Raw genomic sequence first — 17910 nt, 5'->3', positions numbered from 1 at the left:
TACTTATCATTTATTGGGACGCATACCCGCAGGATGCGTCCCGCCTGATGGTATCTATCATACCCTCAGGCCCCCTCTCTTGTCTACCCCATCATAAGCAGCAGGTTACACATGCCCAGGCCCACAAAGGTTCCAATCATGGAGCCGATAGCTGCCATGATAACGGAGATAGACTGATAGGATTTACCATAAGCAGCCGCAACCACCGGTGCCGACGACACGCCGCCGATATTGGCGATGCTTGCAATTCCCAGTGTACACAAATCTACCTTCATAAGCTTTGCCACCAGGAACATGATGATTACATGTATCAGAAGCACAGTCACGCCGGACAGGAAGAATACGCCTGCATTGGCAAAGCTCCTTAAGTCCACATTGGAGGATGATACGGAAAGGGCAAAGATAGCCAGCGTTCCTCCTATCAGCTCCAGACCGTTTATATAGCCGAATTCCGTGGTGGTGCCGATGATGACGCCGATGGCTGTCACCATAAGATACAGCCATACCTGGGCGGGCACTGCGGGTATCAGCGCTCCTAAAAAGTCGCCCATATGGAAGCCGAACGCCACAATCACAAGGCCCACACCCATAATCATGAACAGATCCAGAGAAGTAGGAATCTGCTTTTCCCTCTTTGTCTCATCAAGCCTTGAGGCAATCACATCTATTTCCTCGGGTTTTCCGCCTGTCCACTTATTAAACCTGGCGGCAAAGGGAACCATGACAATCAATATGGTCATCCAGGGACGGAATATCAGGTTAATCAGCAGCAGTACATTGGCCAGGTTCTCATCGCTCAGCCCCACTGCCCCGGCAACCGCGTACAGGTTTTCAATGCCTCCCGTAAAGCTGGCGGTCCATGTGCCGAAGGACTGGGGAATCTGCTGCAGTCCCAGAGGACCGGCAAAGCACTTATATACCACCACCATGCCAATGCAGATACTCAGGGTGGTGCACAGGAATACGGCCAGCAGCTTGGGACCTATCTTTACCATCTTCTTGAAATCACACTGCACCGCGATACAGAATACCATGAAGGGAACCATGTATTCCAGGATATTGCTCCTCATGGAGCTGACGGCCTTATTGCTGAAAGACCATACACCAAAGGTATTGCAGCACACAACGATCAGGAATACAATAATGACCGGCGGCAGGAACTTATAAATCTTTAAGGGGTACTTCTTTACAATCCAGAACACAAATGCATTAATGGCCAATAATGCTGCTACAAAACTTAATCCTGATGTTACTAACATATACTTCCCTCCTGTGATTCATAATGATGTACGGTCAAACAGCTTTCCCCTTGATTATATTTTAATATTAAAACTGTTTAACCTTTAAACTATTTACAATAAGAAGTATACTATATTTTTCGCCATATTTCAACATATTTTTATGCAAATTTATATCAACTCGCGGATATTTGTTTCCTTGATTCCGTCATATTATATATATTTGTTATGCAGGCTGTCGCATCAGACCCGTGCCGGACCTGAACCAGACAGATGCGTTCATTGATGCGGGAAATGATCCATTCATATAATGAGATAATATAATGAGAATTAAGTTATGCCAAAAAGGAAAAGCCGGCAGTTTTGTGCCGGCCTGGAGATATGTTAATTATGATTATAAAGATGCTATTTGTTCAAATACTCTATTTACATCCGGTTCTCCATACCCCCAGGTTTGGGATAAGCGTTAAAACAGAACCGTAACCCATGTAGGAGGGGTGCCATTCCAGGTGCCATGAATATGTGTCGAAATTAGGTTGAAATCTTTCCTGTTTTTCCTTATACTAATAGGAGTACAGTTTTATCATTAAATAACCGGGGGAATTATGGAAAAAAAGAATCAAATCCAGGAAACCATATCATTAATCATGAAATATAACCGTCAGATGTATGAGTACGGCAAGGACTTCCGCAGCTACGGTACCGATAAGATGCTTCGCGTGGACCAAATGTCCATCATAAACCTGATTGGTGACAATCCCAAGTGCAATCTGAAGCTCATCGCCCAGTCCACTGACTCCAACATCTCCACCGTATCCCTTCAGGTGGCGCGCCTTGTAAAGCTGGGCCTGCTGGAAAAGCACCGTTCCAGCATGAACCAGAGAGAAATCGTCCTGAGCCTCAGCGGCGAGGGCATGAAGGCCTATGAATTCCACAAGAAACTGGACCAGAACTGGTCTGACACCGTGGAGTCCCTGCTCTCAGGGTATACAAAAGAAGAACTGGCCGTCATCAACGCCTTTCTCCACCAGCTTCTGACCGAGAATCCTCCCATGTAGGGGGATGTTGACAGAATCATGAGGCCATTGACAGAATTTCAAAACAGGACCCATCAGCTGCTGCCTAAGGGTCCTGTTTTCTATATTTCCTTATTCTATTTACGCATAATGATGTCGTCTCTTCCCGGTCCGTTGGACACCATTGAGATGGGAGCCTCGATTTCCTTCTCCACAAACTCAATGTATTTACGGCAGTTCTCCGGAAGATCCCCGTACTTCCTGATGCCGCGGATATCACACTTCCAGCCCGGCAGTCTGGTAAGAACCGGTTTGGCCTTCTCAAGCTTAGCCGTGGTAGGGAATTCCCTGGTAACCTGTCCGTCAATCTCATATCCTACGCATACCGGTATCTCATCCAAATACCCCAGCACATCCAGTACAGTAAAAGCCACTTCCGTGGTGCCCTGAATCCGGCAGCCGTACCTGGTAGCCACTGCGTCAAACCAGCCCACGCGTCTGGGCCTTCCTGTGGTGGCGCCGTACTCTCCGCCGTCGCCTCCCCGGTTTCTAAGCTCATCTGCCTCGTCTCCAAATATCTCACTGACAAAGGCTCCTGCGCCAACCGCACTGGAATATGCCTTAACCACAGTGGTAATATCCTTAATCTCATAAGGAGGAATGCCTGCGCCGATGGCTCCATAGGCAGCCAGTGTGGAGGAGGATGTTACCATGGGGTAGATGCCGTGGTCCGGGTCCTTAAGGGAGCCCAGCTGGCCCTCTAACAGAATTTTCTTTCCCTCCTTAATGGCCTCATGGAGATAAGCGGAGGTATCACATACATACGGCTCAACCATATCCCGGTAACTCAGGAGCTCCTTTATGATTTCTTCAGGATCCAGAAGAGGTTTATGGTACAGATGCTCCAGAATTACATTTTTCAGTTCGCATACCCTGTATGCCTTTTCCCTCAGCAGCTCCTGGTCAAAGAGCTCGCTGACCTGGAAACCAATTTTGGCATATTTATCCGAATAAAAGGGAGCGATACCTGATTTGGTGGAACCAAAGGACTTTCCGGCCAGACGCGCTTCCTCGTAGGTGTCAAACAGCACATGGTACGGCATGAGAATCTGGGCCCTGTCCGAAACCAGAATCCTGGGCTTTGGCACGCCCCGCTCCACCAGCGACTCAATTTCCTGAACCAGATAAGGAATATTGAGAGCCACACCATTGCCGATGATGCTGGTGGTATGCTGGTAAAACACGCCGGATGGAAGAAGGTGAAGGGCAAACTTGCCGTAATCATTGATAATGGTATGGCCTGCATTACTTCCGCCCTGGAAACGGATGATAATGTCAGACTCCTTGGCAAGCATATCCGTAATCTTACCCTTTCCTTCGTCACCCCAGTTAGCACCTACAATTGCTCTAACCATACTAAAATCCTCCTTCGGGTATCTCCCGTTCAATGCTCATTTGCAGTTCATGAAAGGATGGACACGCATTCCTGTGTATCTTATCCTTACCTAATTTACTACAACCTATACCATAAGTAAAGACGTTATTTATTATGTTTTCCATAAGTATTGCTTATGTCCTTTTTCTGAAGAAGGCTCATTTTCTATTATCTGCCGCCGGCCGGCTGCTCAGCCGCCGCCTGATCGCAGGCCATCATATCTAACAGCCTGCGCCCCGGCACGGAAATCAGGCTGGACTCTCCCGTTACCACGCACATGTGCCGGAGAGGCATCTCTTGTTTGAATTTGAGCCGGAATACCTCGCCTCTCATTATGGCATCCTCCGCAAATCCCTCCATGACGCACCCGATCCCCATGTTGCGCCTGGCAAACTGCACAATCATATCGCTGATGGCCAGCTCAAATTCCGGCTTAAGCAGTGTTCCCTGCTGTGCCAGAAAGGCGTCCATAAAGGTTCTGGTGCTTGTGTTCTTTTCCAGCGCTATACACGGAAAGGCTTCCAGCTCCTTGTACTCCAGCTTGCGCCCTTCCAATTCCCGGAAGCTGCTGCCCGCTATGAAAACATTGCGTATGGCCTTGACCTGAAACTGTCTGACAGTCCCTCTGCTGGTAAAGGGGGAGGTCACGACTCCAAAATCAATTCTGCCCTCTTCCAGGCTTTTGATGGTTTCCGGGGTGGGCGCATTGGTAACATTCACCTTAATCTTGGGATATTCCCGGTGGAACTGTTCCAGATAAGGAAGAAGATAAAACTGCAGCGTCATATCGCTGGCTCCAATCCGCACTTCCCCCACATCCATATTCAGCATCCGCTCCAGCATCTTCCCGCCTTCCAGCAGCTCCTCCACTCCAGGCTTTACATAGTGGTATAGAAGCTCCCCTTCCCGGGTCAGCTGCACACCTTTGGAAGTGCGGAAGAACAGCTTTGTCCCGGCTTCCTTTTCCAACTGCCGCACAGCCTGGCTTACAGCCGGCTGGGAGATACACAGCTCCTGGGCGGCAGCTGTAAGACTGCCGTGGGCGCACACATGGTAAAATACTTTATAGTATTCAAAGTTCACATTCATCCATAAGTACTCCTTATCGAAAGATAATATATTCAGAATTAATTATTATGGATATCATAGCACAAAACAGAAGAAATGTGAATCTGAAACAGCGCCGGCAACCCCTAAAACAAATTTGCTCCCCACAGATGCAGTATCTATGGAGAGCAGTCAAACATACTATATGAACTTACGTATACCCAATCACTGAATACATCACGGCCGGACCATTTTACGAAACATCTGCTCCCGTACCCGAAAAGGCAGACCAGGAACATAACAGGCCGGTGATATGCGCAGAGAAAATCATCCAAATCAATATAATAAAGTATCTGATAACTATCAGGTGGTACCTCCCACAACCTTAACTTGAAACTGGATACTGGCTGTTCCAAGGGATGCTATATTGGGAATAGTGTATGTCAGCGTATTACTGGTAACCGTTGGTGTGGCGGCAGCGCCATTCACAGTAAATGAACCTGCCACAAAGGTGGCGCCCGCCGGAATTGTATCCGTGAACGGCAAGTTTGTCAAAGCGTTCAGTCCCACATTTGTCACTGTAACCGTATAAGTTAAGGTATCGCCAATACTGGCGGTAAGCTTGTCTACCGCTTTAAGCAGCGTTGGCGCGAGAAGCAAAACCGTTGAAACAGTATTGCTGTTGATAGGATTACCGCCATATGTTACGCTGGCAGTATTATCAAGCTTATTTATTAGAGCCACGTTTCCTCACCCCGCTTATTATGATTTTAATACATCATATGTAAGCGGGAACAGAGTGTTCCTAATATATCAGACATTAATCTGCGCTGTCAACCCAAGCTCTCCCTCATTCTCCTCAAGAAGCGGCTTAATAACCTCTTCCAGAAATTCCTCCACCTGCTTTGGTGAACGGCCCACATAACGGGACGGATCCATGGTCTTTTTCAGTTCATCCAGGGAAAGATTGAAGGCAGGGTCAGCTGCTATCAGCTCCAGGAGGTTGTTATCCAGGCCCTTTTCCTTCACATTTCTTCCCGCCTCCATGGACAGCTCGCGAATCCGCTCATGGAGTTCCTGACGGTCGCCTCCTGCCTTTACCGCGTCCATCATAATATTCTCTGTGGCCATAAAGGGAAGCTCCGCCATCAGGTGCTTTTCAATGACCTTGGGATATACCACCAGGCCGTCCACCACGTTCAGGTACAGGTCCAGGATACCGTCCACTGCCAGAAAACCTTCCGGTACGGAAAGTCTCTTGTTGGCTGAGTCGTCCAGGGTTCTCTCAAACCACTGGGTGGACGCCACCAGCATGGGATTCATCATATCGCTCATCACATAGTTGGCCAGGGAGGCAATGCGCTCGCTGCGCATGGGATTCCTCTTATATGCCATGGCGGATGAACCGATTTGCTTCTTCTCAAAGGGCTCCTCCACTTCCTTCAGGTGCTGGAGAAGACGGATGTCATTGGAAAACTTGTGGGCGCTCTGGGCAATCCCTGCCAGGACACTTATAACACGGCTGTCCACCTTCCGGGAATACGTCTGGCCTGATACAGGATAGCAGCCCTCAAATCCCATCTTCTCTGCAATCCTTGCATCCAGACGGCGGCATTTCTCATGATCTCCGTCAAAAAGCTCCAGGAAGCTGGCCTGGGTGCCGGTGGTTCCCTTGGAACCCAGAAGGCGCATGGAGCCGATAAGGTAATCCAGGTCATCCAGGTCCAGCTTAAGCTCCATCATCCACAGGGTGGCGCGTTTACCAACCGTGGTTGGCTGGGCCGGCTGGAAGTGGGTGAACGCAAGTGTGGGCAGATCCTTGTATTTTTCAGCGAACCCGGACAGCTCCGCCAGCACGTTGAGCAGTTTCTTCCTCACCAGCTTCAGGGCCTCAGTCATGATGATAATATCCGTATTATCTCCCACGTAACAGGAGGTAGCACCCAGATGAATGATTCCCTTTGCCTTAGGGCACTGTACACCGTAGGCATAGACATGGCTCATGACATCATGGCGGACTTCCTTCTCCCTGGCCTTAGCCACATCATAATTGATATCCTCTGAATGGGCCTTCAGTTCCTCTATCTGCTCGTCCGTGATGGAAAGCCCCAGCTCCTTCTCTGTCTCAGCCAGCGCAATCCAGAGCTTTCTCCAGGTACAAAACTTCATATCAGGCGAGAAGATGTACTGCATCTCCCTGCTGGCATAGCGCTCGGAAAGAGGGCTTACGTATCTGTCGTGGTCACTCATGTCATATCCTCCGTATTCATTGATTTCATGTTTTCTATCATATCATATACAATTGCTTTTTTAAATGCCCGGGCCTATTTCTCATAACTTCCCCGGATGTCCCCGGAAGGCGGCTCCATAGGGTAATCCCCTGTAAAACATGCGGTGCAGACAGGCCTTTCAGATGCCATCTGGGAAAGCCGCTCCTGTCTTAAAAAGGAAAGGGTGTCCGCCCCAATGATTTGCCTCACTTCATCCACAGTCCTTCCATGGGCAATGAGCTGGTCCTCCGACGGAATATCCGTTCCAAAATAACAGGGGTGTAAAAACGGCGGAGCACTGATCCTCACATGGACCTCCCTGGCACCCGCATCCCGCAGCATCTTCACAATCAGAGCGCTGGTGGTTCCACGGACAATGGAATCATCTATCATAATGACTCTCTTTCCGCTCACCGCCTCCTTCAGCACATTGAGTTTGATGCGTACAGCAGACTCCCTGCTGCTCTGCTTTGGCTTGATAAAAGTCCTTCCCACATAGGAATTCTTCACAAAAGCAGTTCCGTATGGAATCCCGGATTCCATGGCATAGCCCAGAGCCGCCGCGTTGCCGGATTCAGGCACTCCCACCACCAGGTCTGCCTCCACCGGTGAATCCGCTGCCAGGAACCGGCCGGCCTGAATCCTGGCCTTATAAACGCTGACTCCGTCAAAAACACTGTCCGGTCTGGCAAAATAAATATACTCAAAGATACATCTGGCTTCTCCGGAAGGGTCGGACAGGCACATCCCCTTATCGGAGGAAATGCCGTCTTTCGTGATGGTCACGATTTCCCCCGGATCCACATCCCGGACAAATTCAGCCCCAATGGTCTCCAGGGCACATGTCTCTGATGCCAGGATGTAGGCATTATCCCGTTTGCCGATACACAGGGGCTTGAACCCCATGGGATCCCTTGCTCCAATCAGCTTGCGGGGACTCATTATTACCAGGGAGTAGGCTCCCTTAAGCTTCTTCATGGCTGCGGCCACCGCGCTCTCCACATTATGGGTATGAATCCTGGCCCTGGCTATGTGGTAGGCAATAACCTCCGAGTCAATGGTAGTCTGGAAAATAGCCCCTGTGTACTCCAGCTCATGGCGCAGCTCAGGCGCATTGACCAGGTTGCCGTTGTGGGCCAGCCCCAGGATTCCTTTTACATAATTAAGCACCAACGGCTGTGCATTTTCCCTTGTGCTGCTGCCGGCCGTGGAATACCGCACATGGCCTACTCCTATATTGCCCCTTAATCCTTCCAGCACCTCCGGTGTAAATACCTCGTTGCAAAGGCCCATCCCCTTATGGACCGCCGCCTTCCCCTTGGGCCCTTCTGTGTCGCTCACCGCTATACCGCAGCTTTCCTGTCCCCGGTGCTGCAGGGCAAAAAGCCCATAGTATATGGTCCGGACCACATCGTTCCCATCAAAATCATACATCCCGAAAACCCCGCACTCCTCACGCAGTTTATCCGCCCCAATATCAAAATCCATCAGGTTCTGATTCATGAAGTCATGTCCTTTCTGTGTGTCAGGCTGCCAGTTTCATACCGCTCTGTACTGATAACAACGCGGTGCTGATTATAGCTTCCCTTCTCAAAGAAGGGAACGCCTGGGTAATCATGCCCAGGCGTTGTATCTTAATTTGTCCGCGTCAAACCTTCCGGTCCGGTTTACTGGATACCCAGTCTGCGGAATACTTCTTCGTATGCATCCTCTACATTGCCCAGGTCTCTTCTGAATCTGTCCTTGTCCAGCTTCTCATGGGTATCCTTATCCCAGAGACGGCATGTATCAGGAGAAATCTCGTCAGCCAGGATAACCTTGCCGTGATAGCGGCCAAACTCTATCTTGAAATCAATCAGGTCAATGTTCAGTCCGCCAAAATATTCCTGCAGCACTTCGTTTACTTTAAACGCATATTCGGTGATATCGTCAATCTCTTCCTGGGTGGCAAGTCCCAGAGCCAGCGCGTAATAGCTGTTGATAAACGGGTCGCCCAGGTCGTCGTTCTTATAGCTGAATTCCAGAGTCGGGCATTTGAACTTGATGCCTTCCTCCATTCCCATTTTCTTGGCAAAGCTGCCCGCAGAGTAGTTGCGGATGATTACCTCCAAAGGTACAATCTCCACTTTCTTCACAGCGGTTTCCCTGTCATTTAATTCTTCTACCAGGTGGGTAGGTACCCCCTTCTCCTCCAGCTTCTTGAAAATGAAGTTGGTCATACGGTTGTTGATGGCGCCCTTTCCAACAATGGTTCCCTTTTTAAGACCGTTGAATGCGGTTGCATCATCCTTGTAGGACACGATTAACACGTCCGGGTCCTCCGTTGTGTAAACCTTCTTAGCCTTTCCTTCGTAGAGCATCTCTTTCTTTTCCATGGGTATCCACCTGTCCTTTTCTTATATTCGTATGGTTGCGATATAGATTTATAAGCTGACGCTATAAAAGAATACCATTTCAGAAGAAATTATAATACACAATGTCCTTGAATACAAGCATGGCAATCATTAAAATTCCTAATGAATGTCCTCTGTCCCGCTAATCACTCCCTGAATCTATGGCTGTCTCACGGTCCTCATACCCTTCCTCCACCTGGAATATGTGGATTTTCTTTTCATCCAGACGAATGGTAAATCCCCGCTTCACTGATGTCATGCCATCCTGGTCCGCAGCCCTGACCGGACCGCTCTCCTCAATCCGTTCCATATACGGTATCTGCTCCCGGACCCAGGATATCATGCCCCGGCCGGTTTTAGCCCAGGCCATGGTACCGGCAGCCAGAAGGAACAGGACTCCTCTAATGAGACGCTTTCTGCGCCTGACAGACGGGCAGCTTTCCCGCCAGAATCTTACTGCCCTGCGGCGCATCTTTCTCAGGCGGCGCATACGCCTGCTTATGTACTCCAATCAATCTCCTTCCCCGTCTGTCCATGAACTGATTATAATACTTTACAGGGTGCTCTTCAAGATCCATCTCCTGGTTTTTACGCAGATGGACCCTCTCCAGCCGTCCTTGGCATAGAAAGGGTCCATATTCAGGCTTTGACAGCAATTTACTATCTGGCCTCTGTTGTATTGTTGGTGCCGCTCTCATTGACCGTGTTGGATTCGCCTGTAATATCATCCACGCCGTCCTTAACGTCATTTGCGCCCTTCTCCACGTCATTCATAAGTCCGTCAATGATGCCGTCCCCTTCCGTTTCCATGGAAGATGTCTCCATCCCTGTTGTTTCCTGGGATGAGGTACTGGTGGATGTGGCTGCTGAGGATGAATTCTGGCTGGCACCTGTTGAGGACTGTGTATTGGAGTTATTGCTTCCGCAGGCCGTAACAGACATAACCATGATGAGCAGCAGCATTGCAAAAATTGCAGGTCTGATTTTTTTCATAATAGCATTCTCCTTTCGTTTTCTACCTATATTATGTGCGTTAGGAGAATGGATTATGGTGGAACTTCCTGCCTTTTCTGGAAAAATCTGTTATAAATCCACCACGTCCGTCATGGAGTACATGCCCGGCTTCTTACCGGCCAGGAATTTGGCTGCCTCCAGGGCGCCTTTGGCGAAAATAGCCTTGGAATATGCGGTGTGGCTTAAGGTAAGCACCTCGTCCCTGCCCGCAAATATTACGTCGTGCTCGCCCACGATGGAACCGCCTCTGACAGACGAAATTCCGATTTCTTTGGGATTTCTCTTTTCCCGTCTGGTACTCCTGTCACAGGTATAGGCATACTGCCCGTCCATGGCCTGGTTCATGGAATCTGCCAGGGCCAGGGCTGTGCCGCTGGGCGCGTCCACTTTCTGGTTGTGGTGCTTTTCCACGATTTCCATGTCAAAACCGGATCCTGCCAGTATCCTGGCCGCGTCACTTACCAGTTTGAGCAGCAGGTTTACTCCCAGGGACATGTTGGCAGAACGCAGGATTGCCGTCACCTGGCTGGCCTTTTCCACTGCCGCAAGCTGCTCCCCGGAGAGCCCGGTGGTACAGAGGACCACGGGAACCTGCTCTCTGCAGCTGTAAGCCAGAAGCCCGTCCACTGCCTTTGGAGACGCAAAATCTACAATCACGTCCGCCTCCACACTGCACTGGTCCAGGGACGGGAACACGGGATATCCTAAATCCGTTCCCTCCCGTACATCAATACCTGCCACAATCCGGATCTCCCCGTCTTCTGCCGCCAGTCCCGTAATTACATGTCCCATGGCCCCGCAGCAGCCGTGCATTATCATCTTTACCATTGGTATACCGTCCTTTCCCGGAATCTTCCCTACAGGATGCCGTAAGCTGTCATGGCCTTCTTAAGCTTCTCCTGATTCTGGGGCTCCATCTCAGTCAAAGGCATGCGCAGAGGTCCCACTCCCTTGCCCATCATGTTCATAGCCGCCTTTACAGGAATGGGGTTTACCTCGCTAAAAAGCTCTGTAATCAGCGGAATGGCCTTTAACTGAAGGGCGGCGCTGGTCTTAACATCCCCCGCAAAGTAGGAAGCGCAGATGTCGTGGGTCTGGCGTGGAGCCACATTGGACAGCACGGAGATAACACCCTTGCCTCCCAGAGAGAGAAGGGGCACAATCTGGTCATCGTTGCCTGAGTACAAATCCACCTTGCCGTCAGACAGGCTCATAAGAGTGGCAATGGCTGAAAAGTTGCCGCTGGCCTCCTTTACACCCACAATATTATCCACGTCCCTGCACAGGGCCGCAATGGTCTCAGGCTTAATGGTGACGCCTGTCCTGCCCGGTATATTATAGAGGATAACGGGAATCTTTACAGCGTCCGCAACAGCCGTAAAATGGGCCATAAGTCCCTTCTGGGTAGCCTTGTTATAATATGGAGACACCAGAAGAAGCCCGTCCGCCCCTCTTTTTTCTGCCTCTGCAGAGAGATAGACAGCTGTCTCCGTACAGTTTGAGCCGGTTCCTGCAACCACAGGAATCCGTTTCTTTGTCACCCTGCAGATGTACTCAATCACATCCAGATGTTCTTCATGGGTCATGGTGGAGGCTTCGCCTGTGGTACCGCAGGCAATGATGGCGTCTGTGCCTCCTGCAATCTGCTCTTCTACGATCTCCTCCAGTTTTTCGTAATTCACTTCACCGTTTTCCTTAAACGGGGTCACCAGTGCTACACCTGCTCCTTCAAAAAGTGCCATACTATATTCTCTCCTTTTTTCCTGATTCAATCACAGTGTGCTTTTCCCCATAGAAAATGAAACCCGGACGTACTTTCCCTGGAAACAAAAAAGGGCTGAGGTAAATGTCAGCCCTTCCATATACGTATGATTCCAGTGTCTAATCCACGTTCTTTGGTAGCTCTCCATCCACCCGGATGACAGTCATACGGCTCTTAACCATATGCCCAGAGGGGGCGTGAACACGGAACGCTTCCTCTTCGGCGTTTCTCCCTTTCCCTAAGCCATCACCTGTGCCTGCCACATCCGGCTTATCTACTCATGATCAACGCAACCTCTACTCTATGATTGTTGGTATTATATTATCACCCTGCCAACAGTCTGTCAACAGGAAATCACTCATATCTTGTCTGAATCCTTGTGACCTCATCCACATGGCCGTTCAGGCAATCCGGATATATGGTCCCTGTGAGGATCAGCTGTATCTGCGCGTTCCTGGCCTGGGCTATGATGGCGCACAGCTCCTCGCCTGATATCACTCCCTCGTCCAGGATTCCCAGAATCTCATCCAGGATAAGCACATCACACTCCCCTGTCACCAGAACCTTCCTGGCAAAATTCAGGCCGTTCAGGATACAGATTCTTGCCTCTGCCTTCTCCTCTTCCGTCAGCCGGTCAAAGAAAACAGGTGTCTTCTCAAATCTGAAAATTTTAAATTCCGGTTCCAGACGCTGTATGATTTCCATGTTATCTACATCCAGGGCGCCCTTAAGGAACTGTACCATATAGACACACTTTCCCTTGGTCAGCGCGGTTAATCCCCTTCCAATGGCACTGGTGGTCTTACCGCGTCCCGGTCCACAGATAACCTGTATCATGCTCTCTTTCATCATCTTGCACCTCATGCTTTACTTGCTTTTTCTTAAGAACAATTGGACTTGCTCATAATAGCATAGTTTAGCCAATATTGCAAATATTTCTTACATTTTTCGAAAGATATTCAAAAGGAATCGTTAGATGACAGCGTCTGAAGCTTCTTCTGTTCAAGCCTCGTCACATTCCAGCTTGCTGATGGAGACCTCATATGCAATGCGCTTCTCGCACTCTGTCTCACTGAGCTTCTTGGTGTACTCGCGGCTCTGCACACGGCCCCAAACCCTTACCCTGGTGCCTACCTCGAAGCTGGAAGCAAAACGCGCGTTGCGTCCCCAGCTGATGCAGGGTATGTAATCGGATTTGCCGTAGGGGCGGTTCACAGCCAGAAGAATATCTGCGATTTCCCGTCCGAGAGGAGTCTTTCTGTATATTGGCGGCTTGCAGATATAACCGTCCAGGAATATCTGATTGGTCTTGGTGTAATCCGTGAATTCCTCGATAAAATGGATTTCCCTTACAAAGATGGACAGCATCAGCCGGTTTTTGATTCCCTCATGCCGGTTGTAGGAGCGGAACTGGCCTATGCACTCCACGGTGCTGCCTGAATAGTCTTTATGTACGTCTATAAGGCGCTCGGATATCATCAGGGGAATGATGTCCGCCTGCTCGCTGAGTCTGTTGACAGCCACATCCACCATATAAAATCCTTCTCCGAAGACTTCATGGCTGAAGGTAAATCCCGACACGATTTCTCCGATAACGCTTACCCTGTTGTTTTCAATCATTTTTTCTGACATAGTACATCTCCTCTTCGCTTCTAAAATATTTCTCATTCTGCCGTTTTACTTGTTTCATCCTTTTATTCTCTTGCTTTTGTACGGCACATTGATAGTTTATGAGGGGAAATGCCATAATAGAACAAAAAATAAGGCGAATCCCGCCAGAATCGTTCGACAGGATTCGCCATTTCGCTTACAAAATGTCGTTTTTTGTTTATTTATTCTTAAATGAGGCCCTTTTTCTCAGGGTTGGATCCAGAATCTTTTTGCGGATGCGCAGGCTCTCCGGAGTCACCTCCAAAAGCTCATCCGTATCAATGAAGTCCAGTGCCTGCTCCAGGCTCATGATTTTAGGCGGCGTCAGCTTAAGTGCCTCGTCAGCGCTGGAGGAACGGGTGTTGGTCAGCTTCTTTGTCTTGCAGACATTGATTTCAATGTCCTCTGCCTTAGGACTCTGGCCCACTACCATGCCGGAATACACCTTGACGCCCGGTCCGATAAACAGGGTGCCTCTTTCCTGGGCATTGAAAAGGCCGTAGGTAATGGCCTCGCCCGCCTCAAAGGCAATGAGGGAGCCGGTCTGGCGGTAGAACAGATCGCCCTTGTACTCTGAGTAGCCGTCAAAAATGGTGTTCAGGATACCATTTCCCTTTGTATCCGTCATAAAGTCGCCGCGGTAACCGATCAGTCCTCTGGAGGGGATGGAAAATTCCAGCCTGGAATAACCGCCGGCTGCCTGGCTCATGCCCTGAAGGGCGCCCTTACGGCTGGTCAGCTTCTGGATAACAACGCCTGTGTATTCCTCAGGCACATCCACATAGGCCAGCTCCATGGGCTCAAGCTTGCGGTTTCTCTCATCGTACTTATAGAGTACCTCTGCCTTGCTGACAGCAAACTCAAAGCCCTCACGGCGCATGTTTTCAATCAGAACCGACAGGTGAAGCTCACCGCGGCCCGACACCTTGAAGCAGTCCGCGGAATCTGTCTCCTCCACCCGCAGGCTCACGTCCGTGTTCAGCTCCCTGAACAGGCGGTCACGCAGATGGCGGGAGGTGATATATTTGCCCTCCTGGCCTGCCAGCGGGCTGTCATTGACCATAAAATACATGGCAATGGTGGGTTCGGATATCTTCTGGAACGGAATAGATTCCGGGTTATTAGGGGTACAGATGGTATCGCCGATATGGATGTCTGCAATACCGGAGATGGCAACGATGGAACCAATTCCCGCCTCCTGCACCTCCACTCTCTTAAGACCGTCAAACTCATAGAGCTTTCCTATCTTGATTTTCTTAAACTTATCCGGCTCATGATGGTTTACCAGAACACATTCCTGGTTCACCTTAAGTCCCCCGTTGTCCACACGTCCGATGCCGATACGGCCAACGAACTCGTTGTAGTCAATGGTGCTTATGAGCACCTGGGTCTCCGCGTCCGGATCTCCCTCCGGTGCCGGGATATGGTTTATAATGGTTTCAAACAGGGGACTCATGTCCGCTTCCGGATCCTCAATCTTGTATTTTGCGAATCCGCCCCTGGCAGATGCGTAGATAAAGGGGCAGTCCAACTGCTCATCCGTTGCGTCCAGGTCCATCATAAGCTCCAGCGTCTCGTCTATGACATCCCCCGGTCTGGCCTCAGGCCTGTCAATCTTGTTGATGCATACGATGACGGACAGGTTCAGATCCAGCGCCTTCTGAAGCACGAACTTAGTCTGGGGCATGGGGCCCTCATAGGCGTCCACTACCAGTACAACGCCGTCCACCATCTTGAGCACACGCTCCACCTCGCCGCCGAAATCAGCGTGTCCTGGTGTGTCGATGATGTTAATTTTTGTGTCTTTATAAAATACAGCCGTGTTCTTGGACAGGATGGTGATTCCTCTCTCACGCTCCAGGTCATTGGAGTCCATAACACGCTCCTGTACCTCCTGGTTTACGCGGAACACGCCGCTCTGCCTCAATAGCTGGTCTACTAATGTGGTCTTACCATGGTCTACATGGGCAATGATAGCGATATTTCTTACATCTTCTCTTTTCATCTTCATAGTGATTACTCTTCCTTATTATATACGTCTACAGCCACGGTTTTATAGTATAGCATTGGTGTGTTGAGATTGCAAGGTATTTTACACCATTTCCGCTGATTCCCGCTGTTTTTCCCTGTCACGGCGCCTTATTTGGCCGGCTCAAACACCTCTGCTATTTCCTTCATGTGCTGTACAATGGGCAGATGCTGGGGGCATATGGCCTCACATCTGCGGCAGCCGATGCAGTCCCCGGCTTTCCCGTATCTGCCCCCATAATTCTGGTAGTAGCCCCTGGAATTGGATTTTTCCCCAAAGAGGCTGTACTGGTTGTAAAGAGAGAAATACTTTGGTATGGGAATCTGCTTCGGACATCCCTCCACACAGTACTGGCATGATGTACAGGCAATGGCTGTGGCGGACTGGATGATTTCTGCCGCTCTGGCCACAATGCCTTCCTCCTCCTCGGTCAGGGGAACAAAGTCCTGCATATAGGCTGTGTTGTCCAGAAGCTGGCTGTAATCAGACATGCCTGACAGCACCATGATGACGCCCTCGCGGCTGGCGGCAAAACGGACGGCCCAGGATGCAGGCGTCATGCCGGGAGCATGTGCCTCCATCAGCTTTTCGGCCTCCAGGGGCACATCCGCCAGGGTTCCGCCCTTGACCGGCTCCATGACAATGACATCCTTCCCGTATCTGCGGCACACCTCGTAGCACTGGCGGGACTGGATATTGGGGCTGTCCCAGTCTATGTAATTTAACTGCAGCTGCACAAAATCCAGCTCAGGGTGTTTTGAAAGAATCTCCTCCAGAAGCTCAGCATCCGCATGGAAGGAAAATCCGATTCTGCGGGCCTTTCCCTCCTCCTTTTTCCTGCGGACAAAGGCAAACGCCCCCAGACGCTCAGCTGTTTCATAATATGACCTGGACATATTGTGGAGCATGTAGTAGTCAAAATAGGAAACACCGCACTTTTCAAGCTGTTCCTGGAAAAACCGCTCCATGTCCGCCTCCTCTTTCAGGTGGCTGAGGGGCAGCTTATCCGCCAAAACATATCTGTCTCTGGGCCAGCGATCCACCAGGGCCTTTTTTACCGCTCTCTCGCTCTCGTATTTGTGGTACATGTAGGCAGTGTCAAAATAGGTAAATCCCCTTTCCATAAAGGTATCCACCATCTTGCAGACCTGCTCCAGGTCCACTGACGCCGGATCCTCCTGATTTAACACGGGCAGCCTCATGGTTCCAAATCCCAGCTTTTTCATTTTAATCTCCATCTCCATTATCACATTCCTCCTGTTTTTTTACTAAACACAATTCCTCTTAAAACACCACCAGGCCGCTGTCGCCAAGACCGTAGTATACCTCGCCCTCTCTCCGGATAACAGCCTTTCCTGCGGTCCCTTCTATAATCTGGGCCGTGAATCTTCCCTCCTCTGCCATGGGAACCAGGAAGGTGAACACGGCTTTATCCGTATACTGGGTGTCCAGGGTGTCGATCCCGCCCTGGGCCGCAATGTACTGAATCTTTCCCACGCCGTTGTAATCCGTGGTGATGTTCAGACGGACAGCCAGTCTTTTCTCCAGGATAACGCAGTTTTTCAATCCTTCCTTGACAGCCCCGGAATATGCCCGCACCAGTCCCCCTGTGCCCAGCAGGGTACCTCCGAAGTACCGGGTTACAACGGCACACACATCGTGGAGCTCCGCCCCTGCCAGCACATCCATCATGGGTTTTCCGGCTGTCTGGGACGGCTCCCCGTCGTCGCTGCACCGGGCGGTCTGCCCCCTGTCCCCGATGATATAAGCAAAACAGTGGTGCCTTGCATCCCAGTATTTCTTTCTGATTTCCTCTATAAAATCCAGGGCCTCCTCCTCTGAGGATACCGGGCACAGGTCCGCTATGAAGCGCGACTTCTTCTCCACCAGCTCTCCTGAGCCTCCCTTGTACAGAATTTTATAACTATCTACCACTTTTACGGCTCCTTTACGGTTATTTGTGGGTTACCATCCCCACCTTTCGACATTTTTTACCTATTTTTTATCATAATATAGATATCAGGCGATGGCAAGGGCATATTTAAACCTTTTCAAT

The 17910-nt window shown here is 50.1% G+C and carries 17 protein-coding genes and 1 riboswitch; of the genes, 1 reads left to right on the top strand and 16 read right to left on the bottom strand.

Features of this window, described 5'->3' with window-relative positions:
• Positions 1-83: 83 nt before the first annotated feature.
• Positions 84-1259: a DUF819 family protein gene (locus CGC65_RS13380; protein WP_002567387.1), complete on the bottom strand. Its 1176-nt coding sequence runs from the start codon at positions 1257-1259 to the stop codon at positions 84-86.
• A 584-nt stretch (positions 1260-1843) separates the two neighbouring features.
• Here CGC65_RS13380 and CGC65_RS13375 point away from each other — a divergent pair.
• Positions 1844-2296: a MarR family winged helix-turn-helix transcriptional regulator gene (locus CGC65_RS13375; RefSeq protein ID WP_002567386.1), complete on the top strand. Its 453-nt coding sequence runs from the start codon at positions 1844-1846 to the stop codon at positions 2294-2296.
• A 95-nt stretch (positions 2297-2391) separates the two neighbouring features.
• Here the strand turns inward: CGC65_RS13375 and CGC65_RS13370 are convergent, their stop codons facing one another.
• The 15 genes from CGC65_RS13370 to CGC65_RS13300 all read right to left on the bottom strand — a co-directional run bounded on the left by CGC65_RS13370 (position 2392) and on the right by CGC65_RS13300 (position 17789).
• Positions 2392-3669: an adenylosuccinate synthase gene (locus tag CGC65_RS13370; protein WP_002567385.1), complete on the bottom strand. Its 1278-nt coding sequence runs from the start codon at positions 3667-3669 to the stop codon at positions 2392-2394.
• A gap of 188 nt (positions 3670-3857) precedes the next feature.
• Positions 3858-4778 carry a LysR family transcriptional regulator gene (locus tag CGC65_RS13365; RefSeq protein WP_002567384.1) on the bottom strand — a complete coding sequence of 307 codons (921 nt, stop codon included), beginning with the start codon at positions 4776-4778 and terminating at the stop codon, positions 3858-3860.
• A 321-nt stretch (positions 4779-5099) separates the two neighbouring features.
• The gene (locus CGC65_RS13360) at positions 5100-5480 is read right to left on the bottom strand and encodes a DUF11 domain-containing protein (protein ID WP_002567383.1); all 381 of its coding nucleotides are present in this window, start codon (positions 5478-5480) and stop codon (positions 5100-5102) included.
• A gap of 69 nt (positions 5481-5549) precedes the next feature.
• The gene (purB, locus tag CGC65_RS13355) at positions 5550-6986 is read right to left on the bottom strand and encodes an adenylosuccinate lyase (protein WP_002567382.1); all 1437 of its coding nucleotides are present in this window, start codon (positions 6984-6986) and stop codon (positions 5550-5552) included.
• Between the two features lie 74 nt (positions 6987-7060).
• A complete protein-coding gene (purF, locus tag CGC65_RS13350; RefSeq protein ID WP_002567381.1) occupies positions 7061-8509 on the bottom strand; it encodes an amidophosphoribosyltransferase in 1449 nt (482 codons plus the stop codon).
• A 164-nt stretch (positions 8510-8673) separates the two neighbouring features.
• Positions 8674-9381 (bottom strand): phosphoribosylaminoimidazolesuccinocarboxamide synthase, encoded by a 708-nt coding sequence (gene purC / locus CGC65_RS13345; RefSeq protein ID WP_002567380.1) that lies wholly within the window; start codon positions 9379-9381, stop codon positions 8674-8676.
• Positions 9382-9541: 160 nt separating this feature from the next.
• Positions 9542-9889 (bottom strand): hypothetical protein, encoded by a 348-nt coding sequence (locus tag CGC65_RS13340; RefSeq protein ID WP_048928786.1) that lies wholly within the window; start codon positions 9887-9889, stop codon positions 9542-9544.
• A 170-nt stretch (positions 9890-10059) separates the two neighbouring features.
• Positions 10060-10392: a hypothetical protein gene (locus CGC65_RS13335; protein ID WP_002567378.1), complete on the bottom strand. Its 333-nt coding sequence runs from the start codon at positions 10390-10392 to the stop codon at positions 10060-10062.
• Between the two features lie 90 nt (positions 10393-10482).
• On the bottom strand, positions 10483-11241 hold the full coding sequence (gene dapB, locus CGC65_RS13330; protein WP_002567377.1) for a 4-hydroxy-tetrahydrodipicolinate reductase: 759 nt from the start codon (positions 11239-11241) through the stop codon (positions 10483-10485).
• A 29-nt stretch (positions 11242-11270) separates the two neighbouring features.
• Positions 11271-12155: a 4-hydroxy-tetrahydrodipicolinate synthase gene (gene dapA / locus CGC65_RS13325; RefSeq protein ID WP_002567376.1), complete on the bottom strand. Its 885-nt coding sequence runs from the start codon at positions 12153-12155 to the stop codon at positions 11271-11273.
• A gap of 149 nt (positions 12156-12304) precedes the next feature.
• Positions 12305-12482: riboswitch (Lysine riboswitch) on the bottom strand.
• 47 nt (positions 12483-12529) lie between these two features.
• Positions 12530-13027: a cob(I)yrinic acid a,c-diamide adenosyltransferase gene (locus CGC65_RS13320; protein ID WP_002567375.1), complete on the bottom strand. Its 498-nt coding sequence runs from the start codon at positions 13025-13027 to the stop codon at positions 12530-12532.
• 150 nt (positions 13028-13177) lie between these two features.
• Positions 13178-13807: a single-stranded DNA-binding protein gene (locus CGC65_RS13315; protein ID WP_002567374.1), complete on the bottom strand. Its 630-nt coding sequence runs from the start codon at positions 13805-13807 to the stop codon at positions 13178-13180.
• Between the two features lie 196 nt (positions 13808-14003).
• Positions 14004-15836 carry a translational GTPase TypA gene (gene typA, locus CGC65_RS13310; RefSeq protein WP_002567373.1) on the bottom strand — a complete coding sequence of 611 codons (1833 nt, stop codon included), beginning with the start codon at positions 15834-15836 and terminating at the stop codon, positions 14004-14006.
• Positions 15837-15964: 128 nt separating this feature from the next.
• Positions 15965-17098, bottom strand: coding sequence for an aldo/keto reductase (locus CGC65_RS13305; protein ID WP_002567372.1), 1134 nt, complete (start codon positions 17096-17098; stop codon positions 15965-15967).
• A gap of 40 nt (positions 17099-17138) precedes the next feature.
• Positions 17139-17789: a YigZ family protein gene (locus CGC65_RS13300; protein WP_002567371.1), complete on the bottom strand. Its 651-nt coding sequence runs from the start codon at positions 17787-17789 to the stop codon at positions 17139-17141.
• Positions 17790-17910 lie beyond the last annotated feature (121 nt).

The sequence above is a fragment of the Enterocloster bolteae genome, assembly GCF_002234575.2.
In the GTDB taxonomy this organism is placed as follows: domain Bacteria; phylum Bacillota; class Clostridia; order Lachnospirales; family Lachnospiraceae; genus Enterocloster; species Enterocloster bolteae.
This window is presented reverse-complemented; position numbering and strand designations above follow the sequence as displayed.